Raw genomic sequence first — 13,652 nt, 5'->3', positions numbered from 1 at the left:
CGCGAATGCGGTGTGTCAGTCACCTAAAATATTGACTGATCTACCGCATTCGCGAGCAAGCCCGCTCCCACATTAACCCGATGCTGTTTCCGGAATCAGCGGCTCTGGCGTTGTTGTAACAACAGGTTGCTAAACCCGGCGCCGGCCAGTTGCTTCTGCGCCACGGTCAGCTGTTCACGGTTGCTGAACGGCCCCACCAGCACGCGATACCAGGTCGCATCCTTAACCGTCCCGGACTCCACCGTCACCGCCTGCCCCAGCAAAATAATCTGCGCGCGTACCCGGTCCGCATCCGCCTGTTTCGGGAACGAGCCCGCCTGCAGGAAGAACTTGGTCACCGGCGCGGCCTTGGTGGTGGCGACCGGCGGCGGTGGCGGCGGGGTAATCCCGGCCAGCGCAGCCTGGGCCCGGGCCGTGTCGATCTTCGCTGCTTCCGCCGGGGTAACCGGCGTAGTCGGCACCGGCTGCGGCGTCGGCAGGGTTTTCTCCGGCACGGCGTCCGGCGGCACGATCACTTCCGATTCCGGCAGCAGCGTGTAGAAGTCGTATTTCGGCTTCACCGGCGCAGTCGGGCTAGGCGGTGTCTTGTTCGCCTCGGCCATTTTCGTGGCCTTCTGCTGTTCTTGCTTGACCCGTTTGACGTCATCGCCCTTGCCCGGGTCGAGCTTCATCAGGAACACCACAAACGCGCCGACCGTCAGGCCGATGGCCATCCACAACCAGCCCGGAATAGGCTTCTTCGCCGGTGCCTGGTAGCGGCTGGCGCCGCGCTTGGGTGCAGGTTTTTTCTTGGCAGCCAACTTACATACGCTCCAGAGTTTCCAGGCCCAACAATTCCAGGCCTTGCTTGAGGGTCCGTCCTGCCAGTGCGGCGAGGCGCAGGCGGCTCTGCTTTTGGGCTTCGTCGTCTGCGGTCAGGATCGGGCAGTTCTCGTAGAAGCTGGAGAACAAACCGGCGACTTCGTACAAATAGGTGCAGAGGATGTGCGGTGTGCCTTTTTCGCCGACGCTGTTCAGCACTTCGCCGAATTGCGCCAGTTTGGCGGCCAGCTCCTGCTCGTGTGGCGCCTCAAGGTTGATCTGGCCTTCGACTTCGCTGAAGTCCTTGCCGAGCTTGCGGAACACACCGGCCACCCGCGTGTAGGCATACAGCAGGTACGGCGCGGTGTTGCCTTCGAAGTTGAGCATCAGTTCGAAGTTGAAGCTGTAGTCGCTGGTGCGGTGCTTGGACAGGTCGGCGTATTTCACCGCGCCAATCCCCACGACGCGGGCGATGTTGCGCAGGTCGGCTTCGGCCAGCTCCGGGTTCTTTTCCTTCACCAGGTTGTAGGCGCGGTCCTGGGCTTCGTTCAGCAGGTCGATCAGCTTCACGGTGCCGCCGTCACGGGTCTTGAACGGGCGGCCATCGGCGCCGTTCATGGTGCCGAAGCCCATGTGTTCCATCTGCATCGGGTGGGTGACGAAACCGGCGCGGCGCGCCACTTCGAACACTTGCTGGAAGTGCAGGGCCTGGCGCTGGTCAACGAAATACAGGGCACGGTCGGCTTTCAGCACGCCGCTGCGGTAGCGCACGGCGGCCAGGTCGGTGGTGGCGTAGAGGTAGCCGCCATCGGCCTTGACGATGATCACCGGCAGCGGGTCGCCGTCGGCGGTCTTGAATTCTTCGAGGAACACGCACTGCGCGCCGTTGCTTTCAACCAGCAGGCCCTTGGCCTTGAGGTCGTTGACCACGTTGATCAGGTCGTCGTTGTAGGCGCTTTCGCCCATCACGTCGGCCATGGTCAATTTGACGTTGAGCAGCTCGTAGATTTCCTGGCAGTGGGACAGCGAGATCTCGCGGAAGCGGCCCCACAGTTCCAGGCATTCGGCATCGCCGGCTTGCAGCTTGACCACCAGGCCACGGGCGCGGTCGGCGAATTCTTCGGATTCGTCGAAACGCTTCTTGGCGGCGCGGTAGAAGTTCTCCAGGTCCGACAGCTCGTTGCTGGTGATCGGGTTTTCCTGCAGATAGGCCATCAACATGCCGAACTGGGTACCCCAGTCGCCCACGTGGTTCTGGCGGATCACGTCATCGCCGAGGAACTCCAGGACCCGCGCCACGCCGTCACCGATGATGGTGGAGCGCAGGTGGCCCACGTGCATTTCCTTGGCCAGGTTCGGTGCCGACAGGTCGATGGCCACGCGCTGTGCCGGGCCGGCCTTGCGCACGCCGATTTTCGCGTCGGCGAGGGCCGCGTCCAGGCGCGAAGCCAGGGCCTGGGTGTTCTGGAAGAAGTTGATGAAGCCTGGGCCGGCGATTTCAGCCTTGGTCACCTGCGGGTCGGCCGGCAGCGCGGCGATGATTTTTTCCGCCAGGTCGCGCGGCTTCAGGCCGGCCGGCTTGGCCAGCATCATCGCGATGTTGCTGGCGAAATCACCGTGGGTCTTGTCGCGGGTATTTTCCACCTGGATCGCCGGCGTCAGGCCTTCAGGCAACACACCTTCGTTGACGAGTTGGGTGAGGGCTTGTTGGATCAGCTGGCGAATGGTGTCTTTCATGGTGTTCTCTTTCGACCGCAAGCGGTGGCGCGCGATGCGCAGGTGGAAAAACTGGGCATTATCCGTGGCGAGGGCGGGCTTGCCAACCTTCGCGGGACCTTGACGGACGATTAACCTGTGGCGAGGGAGCTTGCTCTGGCGAGGGAGCTTGCTCCCGCTGGAGTGCGTAGCGCTCCCGGCTTTTTTGGGGCTGCTACGCAGCCCAGCGGGAGCAAGCTCCCTCGCCACAGGGGGTTAGTACAAATCTACCGGGTCTACGTCCAGCGACCATCTCACTTGTCGCCCGCTGGGCATTTGCTCCAGCGCAAGTAACCAGCTGCTTAATAAACGATGCAGCGGCGCGCGGGCGCTGGCTTGCAAGAGTAGCTGGGCGCGGTAACGCCCGGCGCGGCGTTCCATCGGTGCTGGCACCGGGCCCAATAGCTCGATGCCGGTCAGACCCAGTTCCCCCAGCAAACGTTCAGCCTCGCTGCACGCTTCATCCAGGAAACCTTCGGCCTGCCCTGGCTTGTGCGCTTCGGCCCGCAGCAGCGCCAGATGCGCAAACGGTGGCAGACCTGCCGAGCGTCGCTCGCTCAAGGCCTGTTCGGCGAAGGCAAAGTAGCCTTGTTCTGTCAGTTGAATCAGCAGCGGGTGGTCGGCCAGGTGCGTCTGGATGATCACCTTGCCCGGCTCTTCGGCCCGCCCGGCCCGGCCTGCGACCTGCACGATCAACTGCGCCATGCGCTCGCTGGCGCGAAAATCCCCGGAGAACAGCCCGCCGTCGGCATCCAGGATCGACACCAGGGTCACCCGTGGGAAGTGATGCCCTTTGGCAAGCATCTGCGTGCCCACCAGAATGCACGGCTGGCCCTTCTGGATCGTGGCGAACAACTGATTCATCGCGTCCTTGCGCGAGGTGCTGTCGCGGTCGACCCGCAGCACCGGGTAATCCGGGAACAGGATGCCCAGTCGTTCTTCGGCGCGCTCGGTACCCGCGCCCACCGGTCGCAAGTCGACTTTGCCGCACTGTGGGCAGTGCCGCGGCACCCGTTCCACATGGCCGCAGTGATGGCAGCGCAACTCGCCGGAGCGCTGGTGCACGGTCATTCGCGCATCGCAGCGATTGCACTCGGACATCCAGCCGCAGTCGTGGCACAGCAGCGTCGGCGCAAAACCCCGGCGGTTGAGGAACACCAGCACTTGCTGGCCCGCCGCGAGGGTTTGCCCGATGGCTTGCTGCATCGGCCCGGAAATGCCGCTGTCCAGCGGGCGACTTTTTACATCCAGGCGCAGGAAGCGGGGCTGCTTGGCACCGCCGGCACGTTCATTGAGACGCAGCAGGCCGTAGCGCCCGGTGTAGGCGTTGTGCAGGCTTTCCAGGGACGGCGTGGCCGAGCCCAGCACAATCGGGATGTTTTCCTGGCGGGCACGCACCAGCGCCAGGTCGCGGGCGTGGTAGCGCAGGCCTTCCTGCTGTTTATAGGAGCCGTCGTGTTCTTCGTCGATGATGATCAGCCCGGGATTTTTCATCGGGGTGAACAGCGCCGAACGGGTGCCGATAATAATGTCGGCCTCGCCGTCCCGGGCGGCGAGCCAGGATTCCAGGCGCTCGCGGTCGTTGACCGCCGAGTGCACCAGGGCGATGCGCGCGTTGAAACGCTGCTCGAAACGCGCCAGGGTTTGCGGGCCGAGGTTGATCTCGGGGATCAGCACCAGTGCCTGTTTGCCGGCTTCGAGGGTTTCGCGGATCAGTTGCAAATAGACTTCGGTCTTGCCGCTGCCGGTGACGCCCGCCAGCAGGAACGCGTGGAAACTGTCGAAACCGGCGCGAATCGCTTCATAGGCGGCACGTTGTTCGGGGTTGAGCGGCAGTTCCGGCTGGGCCAGCCAGTGTTCGTGGCGCTCGCCGGGAGCGTGCTTGCGAATCTCCACCTGCACCAGGCCCTTGGCCAGCAGCAAGTCCAGGCTGTCCTTGCTCAGCATCAGCTTGCTTAACAGCTGATGGGCGACGCCGTGGGGATGCTGGGCCAGGGTTGCCAGGGCTTCACGCTGGCGCGGGGCGCGGGCGATGCGCGGGTCGTCCATGCGCGCCCCCGGGACCATCGACCAGAAACGCTCCTGGCGCGCCTCGGCCAGTTCGCCCTGGCGCAACAGCACCGGCAGCGCCCAGCTCAAGGTGTCGCCGAGGCTGTGCTGGTAATACTGCGAGGTCCACAGGCACAGCTTGAACAGCGCAGGCGGCAGCGGCGGCGTGCTGTCGAGGATGGCCACGGCGGGCTTGAGCTTCTCGGCGGGCACTTCGCTGTGATCGGCGACTTCCACCAGGATGCCGATCATCTCCCGCCGGCCAAACGGTACCCGTACGCGCATGCCGGGCTGCAACTGCGACCGCAATACGCCGGCAGGAGCCCGATAATCGAACAGGCGGCGCAGGGGCGAGGGCAGGGCGAGGCGCAAAATGGCGTCGGGCACGCGGGGGTTCTCATATGACGGGCGGCGAAGAAGGGCGGGAGCCTAGCAGACCAGCGGTGGATGTGGGAGCCGGGCTTGCCCGCGATAGTATCGACACGGTGCACCTGAGGCACCGCAGCGCCTGCATCGCGGGCAAGCCCGGCTCCCACAGGGCCTTGTGTATGCCGCGCTTTTCTGATGAAAGGGGCCGTTGTGCTTCTTGCGCGTTTAAAAAGGTCTGGTAGAATCCGCGGCCTAATTACGTGCGGTATTCAACAATAGTGTTGATTGGCGGCACGCTAGCCTGAGGAATACACCATGAAAGCCGATATCCATCCAAACTATGTTGCCATCGACGTTACCTGCAGCTGCGGTAACAAGTTCGAAACCCGTTCGACTTTCGGCAAAGCTCTGCCAATCGACGTGTGCAACGAGTGCCACCCGTTCTACACCGGTAAGCAGAAGACTCTGGATGTTGGCGGCCGTGTTGACCGCTTCAAGACCCGCTTCGGTGCTTTCGGCGCTAAAGCTGCTCCTAAAGCCGAGTAAGGCTGGTCCGCTTGGATGGCCTGTATGGCTTGTCCTCGCTGATGAAAAAGGCGTCCCTCGTGGGCGCCTTTTTTGTGTCTGCGATTTGGCTGGCGCCCGCCCAGGCCGAGGTGTTCTGCCCGGCGCCCGGCGATGTCGCGACCTTCGACGTGCAGCGGGTAGTGGATGGCGACACCGTGCGCCTCAAGGATGGCCGCAGCATACGCATGATCGGCGTCAATGCCCCGGAAACCGGCAAGCAGGGGCGCACTGACGAGCCCTTCGCCGTGGCTGCTCGCGAGCGCCTGCAAAGTCTGGTGGACGCGAGCGGTGGGCGCGTTGGCGTGGTGCCCGGACGGGAGAGCAAGGACCGTTACGGCCGCACCCTGGCCCATCTCTACGGTGCCAATGGAGCAAATCTGGAAGCGCAGTTGCTCGCCGAAGGCCTTGGCTTCCAGGTGGCGGTCGCGCCGAATGTGGAACTGGTGGCCTGCCAGCAAGCCGCCGAACGCAGCGCCCGGCAGGCCCGGCTGGGGGTGTGGCGCCGGTCACCGGTGGTCGATGCGGCGAAGATCCAGCGCTCGGGCTTTGCCGTGGTCAACGGCCGAGTGAGCAAAATCGAACGCAATCGCGGCGGAGTCTGGATTGAGTTGCAGGGCTCACTGGTACTGCGCATTGCACCCAATCTTGTGGGCCGATTCGACAGTGCGCTGTTGAAAGGGTTGCAGGGCCAGTCCATCGAAGCCCGCGGCTGGGTGCTGGACCGCTCCCGACGCGGCGGCTTGGAAAAGGGCCAGGCACGCTGGCTGTTGCCACTGACCGATCCCGGCATGCTCGAGCAGGCGCCGTAAGAAAAAATTGTAGACATTTTTCAGGTCGATTGTGAACAGTTGAGCCCTTGTATCCCGTGGCTCTTGGCCAAAAGTCGTAGGGCAGGGCCCTTGACACCTGTGACTGCCCAGTCTTGTGGGGACTTTGCGACACGCGTATCCTCGGCGGTCCGTCGACCAACAGTAAAAGCGGAATGCCGATATGTCTGATTTGAAAACTGCCGCTCTCGAATATCATGCCCATCCTCGTCCAGGAAAGCTGAGTGTAGAGCTCACCAAAGCCACTGCCACCGCCCGCGACCTGTCGCTGGCCTACAGCCCTGGCGTTGCCGAGCCCGTACGTGAAATCGCCCGCGATCCTGAACTGGCCTACAAGTACACCGGCAAAGGCAACCTGGTTGCAGTGATCTCTGATGGCACCGCGATCCTCGGCCTGGGTAACCTCGGCCCATTGGCTTCCAAGCCAGTCATGGAAGGTAAGGGCGTGCTGTTCAAGCGCTTCGCCGGCATTGACGTATTCGATATCGAAGTCGATTCCGAGAGCCCGCAGGCTTTCATCGACACCGTAAAGCGCATCTCCATCACCTTCGGTGGCATCAACCTGGAAGACATCAAGGCACCTGAGTGCTTCGAGATCGAAAAGGCCCTGATCGAACAGTGCGACATCCCGGTATTCCACGATGACCAGCACGGCACCGCGATCGTTACCGCGGCCGGCATGATCAACGCCCTGGAAATCGCCGGCAAAACCCTTGGCGAAGCCAAGATCGTTTGCCTGGGCGCCGGCGCCGCGGCCATCTCCTGCATGAAGTTGCTGGTGAGCATGGGCGCCAAGCTGGAAAACATCTACATGGTCGACAGCAAGGGCGTTGTGCAGTCCGAGCGTACCGACCTGAACCAGTACAAGGCGATGTTCGCGCATCCGTCCTCCAAGCGTACCCTGGCTGACGCCCTGGACGGTGCAGACGTGTTCGTTGGCCTGTCCGGCCCGAACCTGCTGAGCGCCGAAGGCCTCAAGTCCATGGCGGCCAACCCGATCGTGTTCGCGTGCTCCAACCCGGATCCGGAAATCTCCCCGGAGCTGGCCCACGCCACCCGTAGCGACGTGATCATGGCCACCGGCCGTTCGGACTACCCGAACCAGGTCAACAACGTACTGGGCTTCCCGTTCATCTTCCGTGGTGCCCTGGACGTTCGCGCCAAGCGCATCAACGAAGAGATGAAAGTCGCGGCCGCCAACGCCCTGCGCGAACTGGCCAAACTGCCGGTTCCTCAGGAAGTGTGCGACGCCTACGGCGGCATCAAGCTGGAATTCGGTCGTGAGTACATCATCCCGAAACCAATGGACAAGCGCCTGATCACCCTGATCTCCGATGCCGTGGCCAAAGCCGCAATCGAGACGGGTGTGGCCACCCTGCCGTATCCGAAGAACTACCCGCTGCAAAGCGTGGATGATGTGTTCAACGGCTAAGCCGTTGTAGCGCACCACCAAAAAGCCCCGGCTCTTGCGAGTCGGGGCTTTTTTTGTGGCTGGCAATTGGCTCGAGCCTGGCGGTGATCCAACTGTGGGAGCGGGCTTGCTCGCGAAGACGGTGTGTCAGTCGGCCCATCTGAGCCTGATACTCCGCTTTCGCGAGCAAGCCCGCTCCCACATTGGAACTGCGTGTTAGAACAAGTCGATCGGCGCCGCCTCGTCCGCCGGCAGCGGGCTGCCCGGTGCAACACCATTGCCCAGCTCGTTGACCGACGGCGGCGTGTCCTCGCTCTTGAACAGCTCGAAGTACGCATTCGGCGTGCTCGGCGCTGCTGCACGGCCGCTGACCGGGTCGATCCGCAGGCTCAGGATGCCTTCCGGTTCCGGCTGGGTATGCAGCGGCATATCCTTCAGCGCGGCGCCCATGTAGCTCATCCAGATCGGCAGCGCGACGGTGCCGCCGAACTCCCGGCGACCGAGGCTTTCCGGCTGGTCGTAACCAGTCCATACGGTGGTCACGTAGTCGGCGTTGTAGCCGGAGAACCAGGCATCCTTGGAGTCGTTGGTGGTACCGGTCTTGCCGGCGATATCGGCACGGCCCAGGGCCAGGGCGCGACGCCCCGTACCTTTCTTGATCACGTCTTCCAGGATGCTGTTGAGGATGTAGGTGGTACGGCCATCCACAACGCGTTCGGCTACCGCCGGCGCTTGTGGTGCGGCGGGAGCACCGGCTGCCGGGGCTTCGCCTGGCGTCGGCTCGATGGTGATGCCGCCGTTGGCCGGTGCTGCCTGGCCGTCAGTGGCCGCGACGCCATTGACCACGTCGCCCGGGACCCGTGGTGGGTTGGCGGTGAACAGGGTTTCGCCGCTACGGCTTTCTATCTTGTCGATCAGGTACGGGGTGATCTTGTAGCCGCCGTTGGCAAAGGTGCTCCAGCCGGTGGCGATTTCCATCGGCGTCAGCGTGGCGGTACCCAGTGCCAGGGACAGGTTGGGCGGCAGGTCCGACTTGTTGAAGCCGAAGCGGGTGATGTAGTCGATGGTCTTGCCTACGCCCATCGCCTGCAGCAGGCGGATCGACACCAGGTTACGCGACTTGTACAGCGCCTCGCGGACGCGGATCGGGCCGAGGAAGGTGTTGGTGTCGTTCTTCGGGCGCCAGACCTTGTCCAGGTACTCGTCGACGAACACGATCGGTGCATCGTTGACCAGGCTGGCGGCGGTGTAGCCGTTATCCAGTGCAGCGCTGTAGATGAACGGCTTGAAGCTGGAACCCGGCTGGCGCTTGGCCTGGGTGGCGCGGTTGTAGTTGCTCTGCTCGAAGGCAAAGCCGCCGACCAGGGCACGGATTGCACCGTTCTGCGGGTCAAGCGACACCAGCGCGCCCTGTGCCACGGGCACCTGGCTGAATTTCAGGCTGTCGTCCTTCTGGCGCTGCACGCGAACCAGGTCACCGACCTGGGCCACGTCCGACGGCTGCTTGGGCATCGGGCCCATGCTGTTGGTGTTCAGGAAAGGGCGGGCCCATTTCATGCTGTCCCACGACACATGCTCTTCGCCGGTGCGCGTCAGTACCTGCACGCCATCTTTCTTCACCTGGGTGACGATGGCGGGTTCAAGGCCGCTGATCGGGCGCTGTTTGCCCAGCTCGACGGTCCAGGCGCTCAGGGTCTTGCCCGGCAGGCGCGATTCAGGGCCGCGGTAGCCATGGCGCTGGTCATAGGCGACCAGGCCATCGTGTACCGACTTGTTGGCGATTTCCTGCAGGTTGCTCGGAATCGTCGTGGTCACGCGGAAACCTTCGGTGTACGCCTCGCTGCCATAGCGGCCGACCATCTCGGCACGGGCCATTTCGGCGATATACGGGGCATTCACTTCCGGGGTCGGCACGTGATAGCTGGCGTTCAGCGGCTCGGCCACCGCACTTTCGTACGCGGCCTGGTCGATCTTGCCCAGCTTGTACATGCGGCCCAGGATCCAGTCGCGGCGCTCTTTGCTGCGCGCCGGGTTGGCCAGCGGGTTAAAGCGTGAAGGCGCCTTGGGCAGGCCGGCAATCATCGCCATCTGCGCCAGGCTGGCGTCACGAATCGACTTGCCGTAGTAAACCTGCGAAGCCGCCTCGATGCCGTAGGCGCGGTTGCCCAGATAGATCTTGTTGACGTACAGCTCAAGGATCTCGTCCTTGGTCAGCTGACGTTCGATCTGCAACGCCAGGAGGATTTCCGTGGCTTTGCGGGAAAAGCTGCGTTCGCTGGTGAGGAAGAAGTTCTTCGCCACCTGCATGGTGATGGTGCTGCCACCGGATTGAATGTGTCCGCTTTTGACCAATTGCGTGGCCGCCCGCACCAGGCTGCTTGGGTCGACGCCATAGTGATTGGCGAAGTTATCGTCTTCAGCCGACAGCAGGGCGTTGATGAAATTGGGTGGAATGTCGGCGAAACGGATCGGTGTGCGGCGCATTTCGCCGAACTCCGCGATCAGTTTTTCATCGCTGCTGTAGACCCGCAAAGGAATCTGCAACTGGATACTTCTCAGGGCCTCTACGGAGGGCAAACCCGGACTAAGGTAGAGATAGGCCCCGCTGAGCACGAGCATCAGCCCGCAGACGATCGCGACAATGGAGTACCCGAAAAACTTCAGCAGACGAATCAAGGCTTTTGGATTTCCAAGGAAAAGAATGGGTTAGGCATCGGGGCATGCACGGCAAGTGGTGGATCGACCCGGCCAGCAGATAAACGCGGGAAAAAACGCTGGGCATTAAAGCATTTTTCGGCTTCGGGCGTCATTCGCGCCGCTCATACAAGCCGACCGAATGCAGGAAGCCTGGCAGCAATCAGTCCGTAAGACAGGGAAAGTTTTGGGGAGTTTTATGAGAAAGGGATTTTTCAGGCGAAAAGCCGATGCCGTCCTGGGTATCGACATCAATGACACCGGCGTCAGGCTGGTGGAGCTGGAGGCTTCAGGCACTGGCTACAGCGTGCGGGGCTACGCCATGCAGCAGTTGCCGGCCCATGCGGTGGTCGACAGCAGCGTGGTTGATTTCGATGCCGTCGCGCAGGCACTTTCCCGGGCGCTGGTACAGGCGCATACATCACTCAGGCATGCCGCCGTGGCCGTGGCAGGGCCCTCGGTGATTACCCGCGTGCTGGAGATGGACACGGGGCTGACGGATGCTGAAATGGTGCGTCGAATCCATGGGGAAGCAGACCAGTACATTCCTTATCCGCTGGAGGATGTGGCTATCGACTTCCAGGTGCAGGGCCCGTCGGCCCATGACCCGCAAAGCGTCGATGTGCTGCTGGTTGCCTGCCTCAAGGAACAGGTGGAGGCCCGTGAGGCGGTTTTGGCCCTTGCGGGGCTGACGACGCGGATAGTGGATGTCGAAGCATTTGCATTGGCTCGCGCGGGCAGGCAGGCTTCGGACAGCATCACGCCGGGCCGTCGTGTCGATGGCGCGCAATGGGCCGTGGATGCCCAGGGAATGGGAGTGGCCTGCGGGCTGGCCCTGAGGAGTTTCGACTGATGACACGAATCAACCTGTTGCCGTGGCGCGCAGAACGGAATGAGCGGCGGCGCAAATATTTTCTGGTGTTTTTGGCGGGGGCTGCAGCGGTGGCGCTGGCTGCGGTTTGGCTGGCAGACCAGGTGATCGACCGTGCAATCGATCGGCAGTTGGCCCGCAATAACCAGTTGAGCCAGGGTGTCACCGGGCTCGACTCGCGGATCAAGGCCATCGACGAACTGCATGAGCAGCGCCAGCAGTTGATGGAACGGATGAAAGTTGTGCAGGGTTTGCAGGACGATCGTGCGGCGGGTGCTCAGTTGCTGGACCAGTTGGCCCGCGCCGTGCCGGAGGGGGTGCAGTTGCGCGAAGTGAGCGTCGACGGCGGTTCTGTTTCCATCAGCGGCACGGCCGGATCGAACCGGGACATTGCTCAGTTCATGCGAGGCCTCGAAGCTGCCGAAGACTTGGAAGCGCCCCGGCTTCAACGGGTTCGCGGCGCGCAGGAGGGCGACGACAATGGCTTCCAGTTGACGGTTCGCCATGGTCACTCGGATGAGGTGCGCCAATGAGAGGGGCGTCAGGCCTGCCAGGGCTGACGGAATCCGATATAACCCAGCTCTGCCAGAACGCCGCCAACTGGCCCTTGCCGGGCAAGGCGTTGCTGGCTGGCGCGGTGGTTTGCCTGCTGTGGGCAGTGGGCGATACCTTCTACTTGAGTGGAGCGCGGGAGCAACTGCGCCAGCTTGAGTCGCAGGAAGTGGCGCTTGAACAGCAGGTCGCGCTGAAAACCAGCCAGGCTGCCGGCCTGGAGTCCCTGGTCCGCGAACTCGAAACAATGCGAGGCCATTTCGCCAACCTGTTACGGCGGCTGCCTGCCGACCCCCAGGTACCCGGCCTGCTTGAAGATATTGGCCGCCTGAGTGCCGCCAATGGCTTGGTGCTGGAGGCCATCGAACTTCGGGATGACCAGCCTCGCGCCCTGTACATCGAATCGCCCATGCAGATTGGCGTCACCGGGACTTTTCACGACCTGGCGGCGTTCATCAACGGCATGGCCAGCTTGCCAGGAATTGTCACGGTGCATGACTTGGCATTCAGTCCTGTCGATCCCTCGGTGTTGCATCTCAGTCTGGTAGCCAGGACCTATCGTCACAACCGCCAGGCGGGCGATGACCTGGAGGTTGATTTGCACCCGCCGGCACAGGCTGTCGCCGAGCCCGGGCCGCAGCAAGTGGCCTACGATTTTGCAGCCTTGCGCGACCCTTTCCAGCCGCCCTCTCGCCAACTGGTTCGACCCGCCGGGCGACCGGCTGCCGGACCTGATCTCGCCAGGCCTCGCGGAATCCTCGAAGGCTTCGCCGTGGAGCAGTTCGAAATGGTCGGGACCTTGTCCCTGGGGGCTCAAACCTTCGCCCTGCTGCGCGGAGCGTCGTCTGTCCATCGCCTGGCAATCGGCGATTACCTGGGCCCGGACCACGGGCGCATCACGGCAATCCACGACTCCCATGTCGAACTGGCCGAGCTTTTCCCGGATGGCCAGGGCGCGTGGCTGGAACGCTCGCAAACCCTTGCCCTGAACGTGAACTCATAACGGAAACAAACAATGAAAAGGACTTTTTCGTCCTTCGGTGTGGCGCTATGGATAGCGTTCACGGCACCGATGGTCATGGCTGTGCCCAATCGAATCGACTTGATTCACCTGCCGCCACCTGGCAATGCGCCCCTGAGTACCGGACGCGTGGCATTCACCGGGGACAAGCTGTCCCTCAACTTCCAGAACATCGAGTTGCGCGCGGTGCTGCAGCAGATTGCTGACGTTGCCGGCCTCAATCTGGTGACCAGTGACGACGTGCAGGGTTCGATCACCCTGCGCCTCAAGGACGTGCCCTGGGACCAGGCCCTGGACCTGGTGCTGCAAACCAAGGGGCTGGACAAGCGTGTGACGGCCAATGTGCTGCTGGTCGCGCCGGCCGAGGAGTTGGCCGCACGCGAGTTGCTGGCGATGGAGTCGCGCAAGCAAATGACTGAGTTGGCACCGCTGCGTCGCGAGTTGCTGCAAGTCAATTACGCCAAGGCGTCGGACCTGGCCAAGCTCTTCCAGTCGGCCGTGGGCCTGGAAGGCGCCACCGATGAGCGCGGCTCGGTGGCGGTGGATGACCGCACCAACAACATCATCGCCTACCAGACCCGGGAGCGGCTGGAGGAGCTGCGCAAGATTGTGGCGCAACTGGATATTCCGGTAAGGCAGGTGATGATCGAGGCGCGGATCGTCGAGGCCGATGTGGATTACGACAAAAGCCTTGGCGTGCGCTGGGGCGGGCAACTGAATCGGGGTAACTGGGGC

Annotated in this window: 12 protein-coding genes; 7 read left to right on the top strand and 5 right to left on the bottom strand. The window is 62.9% G+C overall.

Features of this window, described 5'->3' with window-relative positions; genetic code table 11:
• Window positions 1-95: 95 nt before the first annotated feature.
• The 3 genes from AC3WKX_RS33040 to AC3WKX_RS33030 all read right to left on the bottom strand — a co-directional run bounded on the left by AC3WKX_RS33040 (window position 96) and on the right by AC3WKX_RS33030 (window position 4,992).
• On the bottom strand, window positions 96-800 hold the full coding sequence (locus AC3WKX_RS33040) for an SPOR domain-containing protein (protein WP_003209324.1): 705 nt from the start codon (window positions 798-800) through the stop codon (window positions 96-98).
• 1 nt (window position 801) lies between these two features.
• Window positions 802-2,538 (bottom strand): arginine--tRNA ligase, encoded by a 1,737-nt coding sequence (gene argS / locus AC3WKX_RS33035; RefSeq protein ID WP_003209327.1) that lies wholly within the window; start codon window positions 2,536-2,538, stop codon window positions 802-804.
• A gap of 234 nt (window positions 2,539-2,772) precedes the next feature.
• Window positions 2,773-4,992, bottom strand: a complete 2,220-nt coding sequence (locus AC3WKX_RS33030) for a primosomal protein N' (protein ID WP_008439257.1) — start codon at window positions 4,990-4,992, stop codon at window positions 2,773-2,775.
• Between the two features lie 297 nt (window positions 4,993-5,289).
• On the opposite strand from AC3WKX_RS33030, the gene rpmE reads away from it, so the two are divergent.
• From rpmE to AC3WKX_RS33015, 3 genes are all read left to right on the top strand, one after another.
• Complete coding sequence (gene rpmE / locus AC3WKX_RS33025; RefSeq protein WP_003209330.1) at window positions 5,290-5,520, top strand: 50S ribosomal protein L31; 231 nt, start codon at window positions 5,290-5,292, stop codon at window positions 5,518-5,520.
• 41 nt (window positions 5,521-5,561) lie between these two features.
• Complete coding sequence (locus AC3WKX_RS33020) at window positions 5,562-6,350, top strand: thermonuclease family protein (RefSeq protein ID WP_102606389.1); 789 nt, start codon at window positions 5,562-5,564, stop codon at window positions 6,348-6,350.
• 181 nt (window positions 6,351-6,531) lie between these two features.
• Window positions 6,532-7,800: a malic enzyme-like NAD(P)-binding protein gene (locus AC3WKX_RS33015; RefSeq protein ID WP_003209334.1), complete on the top strand. Its 1,269-nt coding sequence runs from the start codon at window positions 6,532-6,534 to the stop codon at window positions 7,798-7,800.
• A gap of 195 nt (window positions 7,801-7,995) precedes the next feature.
• On the opposite strand, the gene AC3WKX_RS33010 is transcribed toward AC3WKX_RS33015, so the two are convergent.
• Together AC3WKX_RS33010 and AC3WKX_RS33005 are read right to left on the bottom strand one after the other, a co-directional pair.
• Window positions 7,996-10,452: a penicillin-binding protein 1A gene (locus AC3WKX_RS33010; protein WP_371316571.1), complete on the bottom strand. Its 2,457-nt coding sequence runs from the start codon at window positions 10,450-10,452 to the stop codon at window positions 7,996-7,998.
• Window positions 10,452-10,589, bottom strand: a complete 138-nt coding sequence (locus tag AC3WKX_RS33005; RefSeq protein WP_158244084.1) for a hypothetical protein — start codon at window positions 10,587-10,589, stop codon at window positions 10,452-10,454. Before AC3WKX_RS33005 ends, AC3WKX_RS33010 begins: the two co-directional genes overlap by 1 nt.
• Window positions 10,590-10,672: 83 nt before the next feature.
• Between AC3WKX_RS33005 and pilM the strand changes: the two genes are divergently transcribed.
• The 4 genes from pilM to AC3WKX_RS32985 form a co-directional block, all read left to right on the top strand.
• Window positions 10,673-11,326, top strand: a complete 654-nt coding sequence (gene pilM, locus AC3WKX_RS33000) for a type IV pilus biogenesis protein PilM (RefSeq protein WP_102606390.1) — start codon at window positions 10,673-10,675, stop codon at window positions 11,324-11,326.
• Window positions 11,326-11,877 carry a PilN domain-containing protein gene (locus AC3WKX_RS32995; protein ID WP_003209339.1) on the top strand — a complete coding sequence of 184 codons (552 nt, stop codon included), beginning with the start codon at window positions 11,326-11,328 and terminating at the stop codon, window positions 11,875-11,877. Before pilM ends, AC3WKX_RS32995 begins: the two co-directional genes overlap by 1 nt.
• The gene (locus AC3WKX_RS32990) at window positions 11,874-12,899 is read left to right on the top strand and encodes a pilus assembly protein PilP (RefSeq protein ID WP_102606388.1); all 1,026 of its coding nucleotides are present in this window, start codon (window positions 11,874-11,876) and stop codon (window positions 12,897-12,899) included. Before AC3WKX_RS32995 ends, AC3WKX_RS32990 begins: the two co-directional genes overlap by 4 nt.
• 69 nt (window positions 12,900-12,968) lie before the next feature.
• Window positions 12,969-13,652, top strand: a 684-nt coding sequence (locus tag AC3WKX_RS32985) for a secretin N-terminal domain-containing protein (RefSeq protein ID WP_173910810.1), incomplete at its 3' end; no start/stop codon positions are given.

The sequence above is a fragment of the Pseudomonas sp. GP01-A4 genome (assembly GCF_058780865.1).
The sequence above is the reverse complement of the archived record's forward strand: the minus strand, read 5'-3'. Positions and strand labels throughout refer to the sequence as shown.

Bases quoted from the DNA above. Each gene is read 5' to 3' on its own strand.
- argS (WP_003209327.1), bottom strand. From the start codon at position 2,538: ATGAAAGACACCATTCGCCAGCTGATCCAACAAGCCCTCACCCAACTC.
- rpmE (WP_003209330.1), top strand. From the start codon at position 5,290: ATGAAAGCCGATATCCATCCAAACTATGTTGCCATCGACGTTACCTGC.
- AC3WKX_RS33020 (WP_102606389.1), top strand. From the start codon at position 5,562: ATGAAAAAGGCGTCCCTCGTGGGCGCCTTTTTTGTGTCTGCGATTTGG.
- AC3WKX_RS33015 (WP_003209334.1), top strand. From the start codon at position 6,532: ATGTCTGATTTGAAAACTGCCGCTCTCGAATATCATGCCCATCCTCGT.
- AC3WKX_RS33005 (WP_158244084.1), bottom strand. From the start codon at position 10,589: ATGACGCCCGAAGCCGAAAAATGCTTTAATGCCCAGCGTTTTTTCCCG.
- pilM (WP_102606390.1), top strand. From the start codon at position 10,673: ATGAGAAAGGGATTTTTCAGGCGAAAAGCCGATGCCGTCCTGGGTATC.
- AC3WKX_RS32995 (WP_003209339.1), top strand. From the start codon at position 11,326: ATGACACGAATCAACCTGTTGCCGTGGCGCGCAGAACGGAATGAGCGG.
- AC3WKX_RS32990 (WP_102606388.1), top strand. From the start codon at position 11,874: ATGAGAGGGGCGTCAGGCCTGCCAGGGCTGACGGAATCCGATATAACC.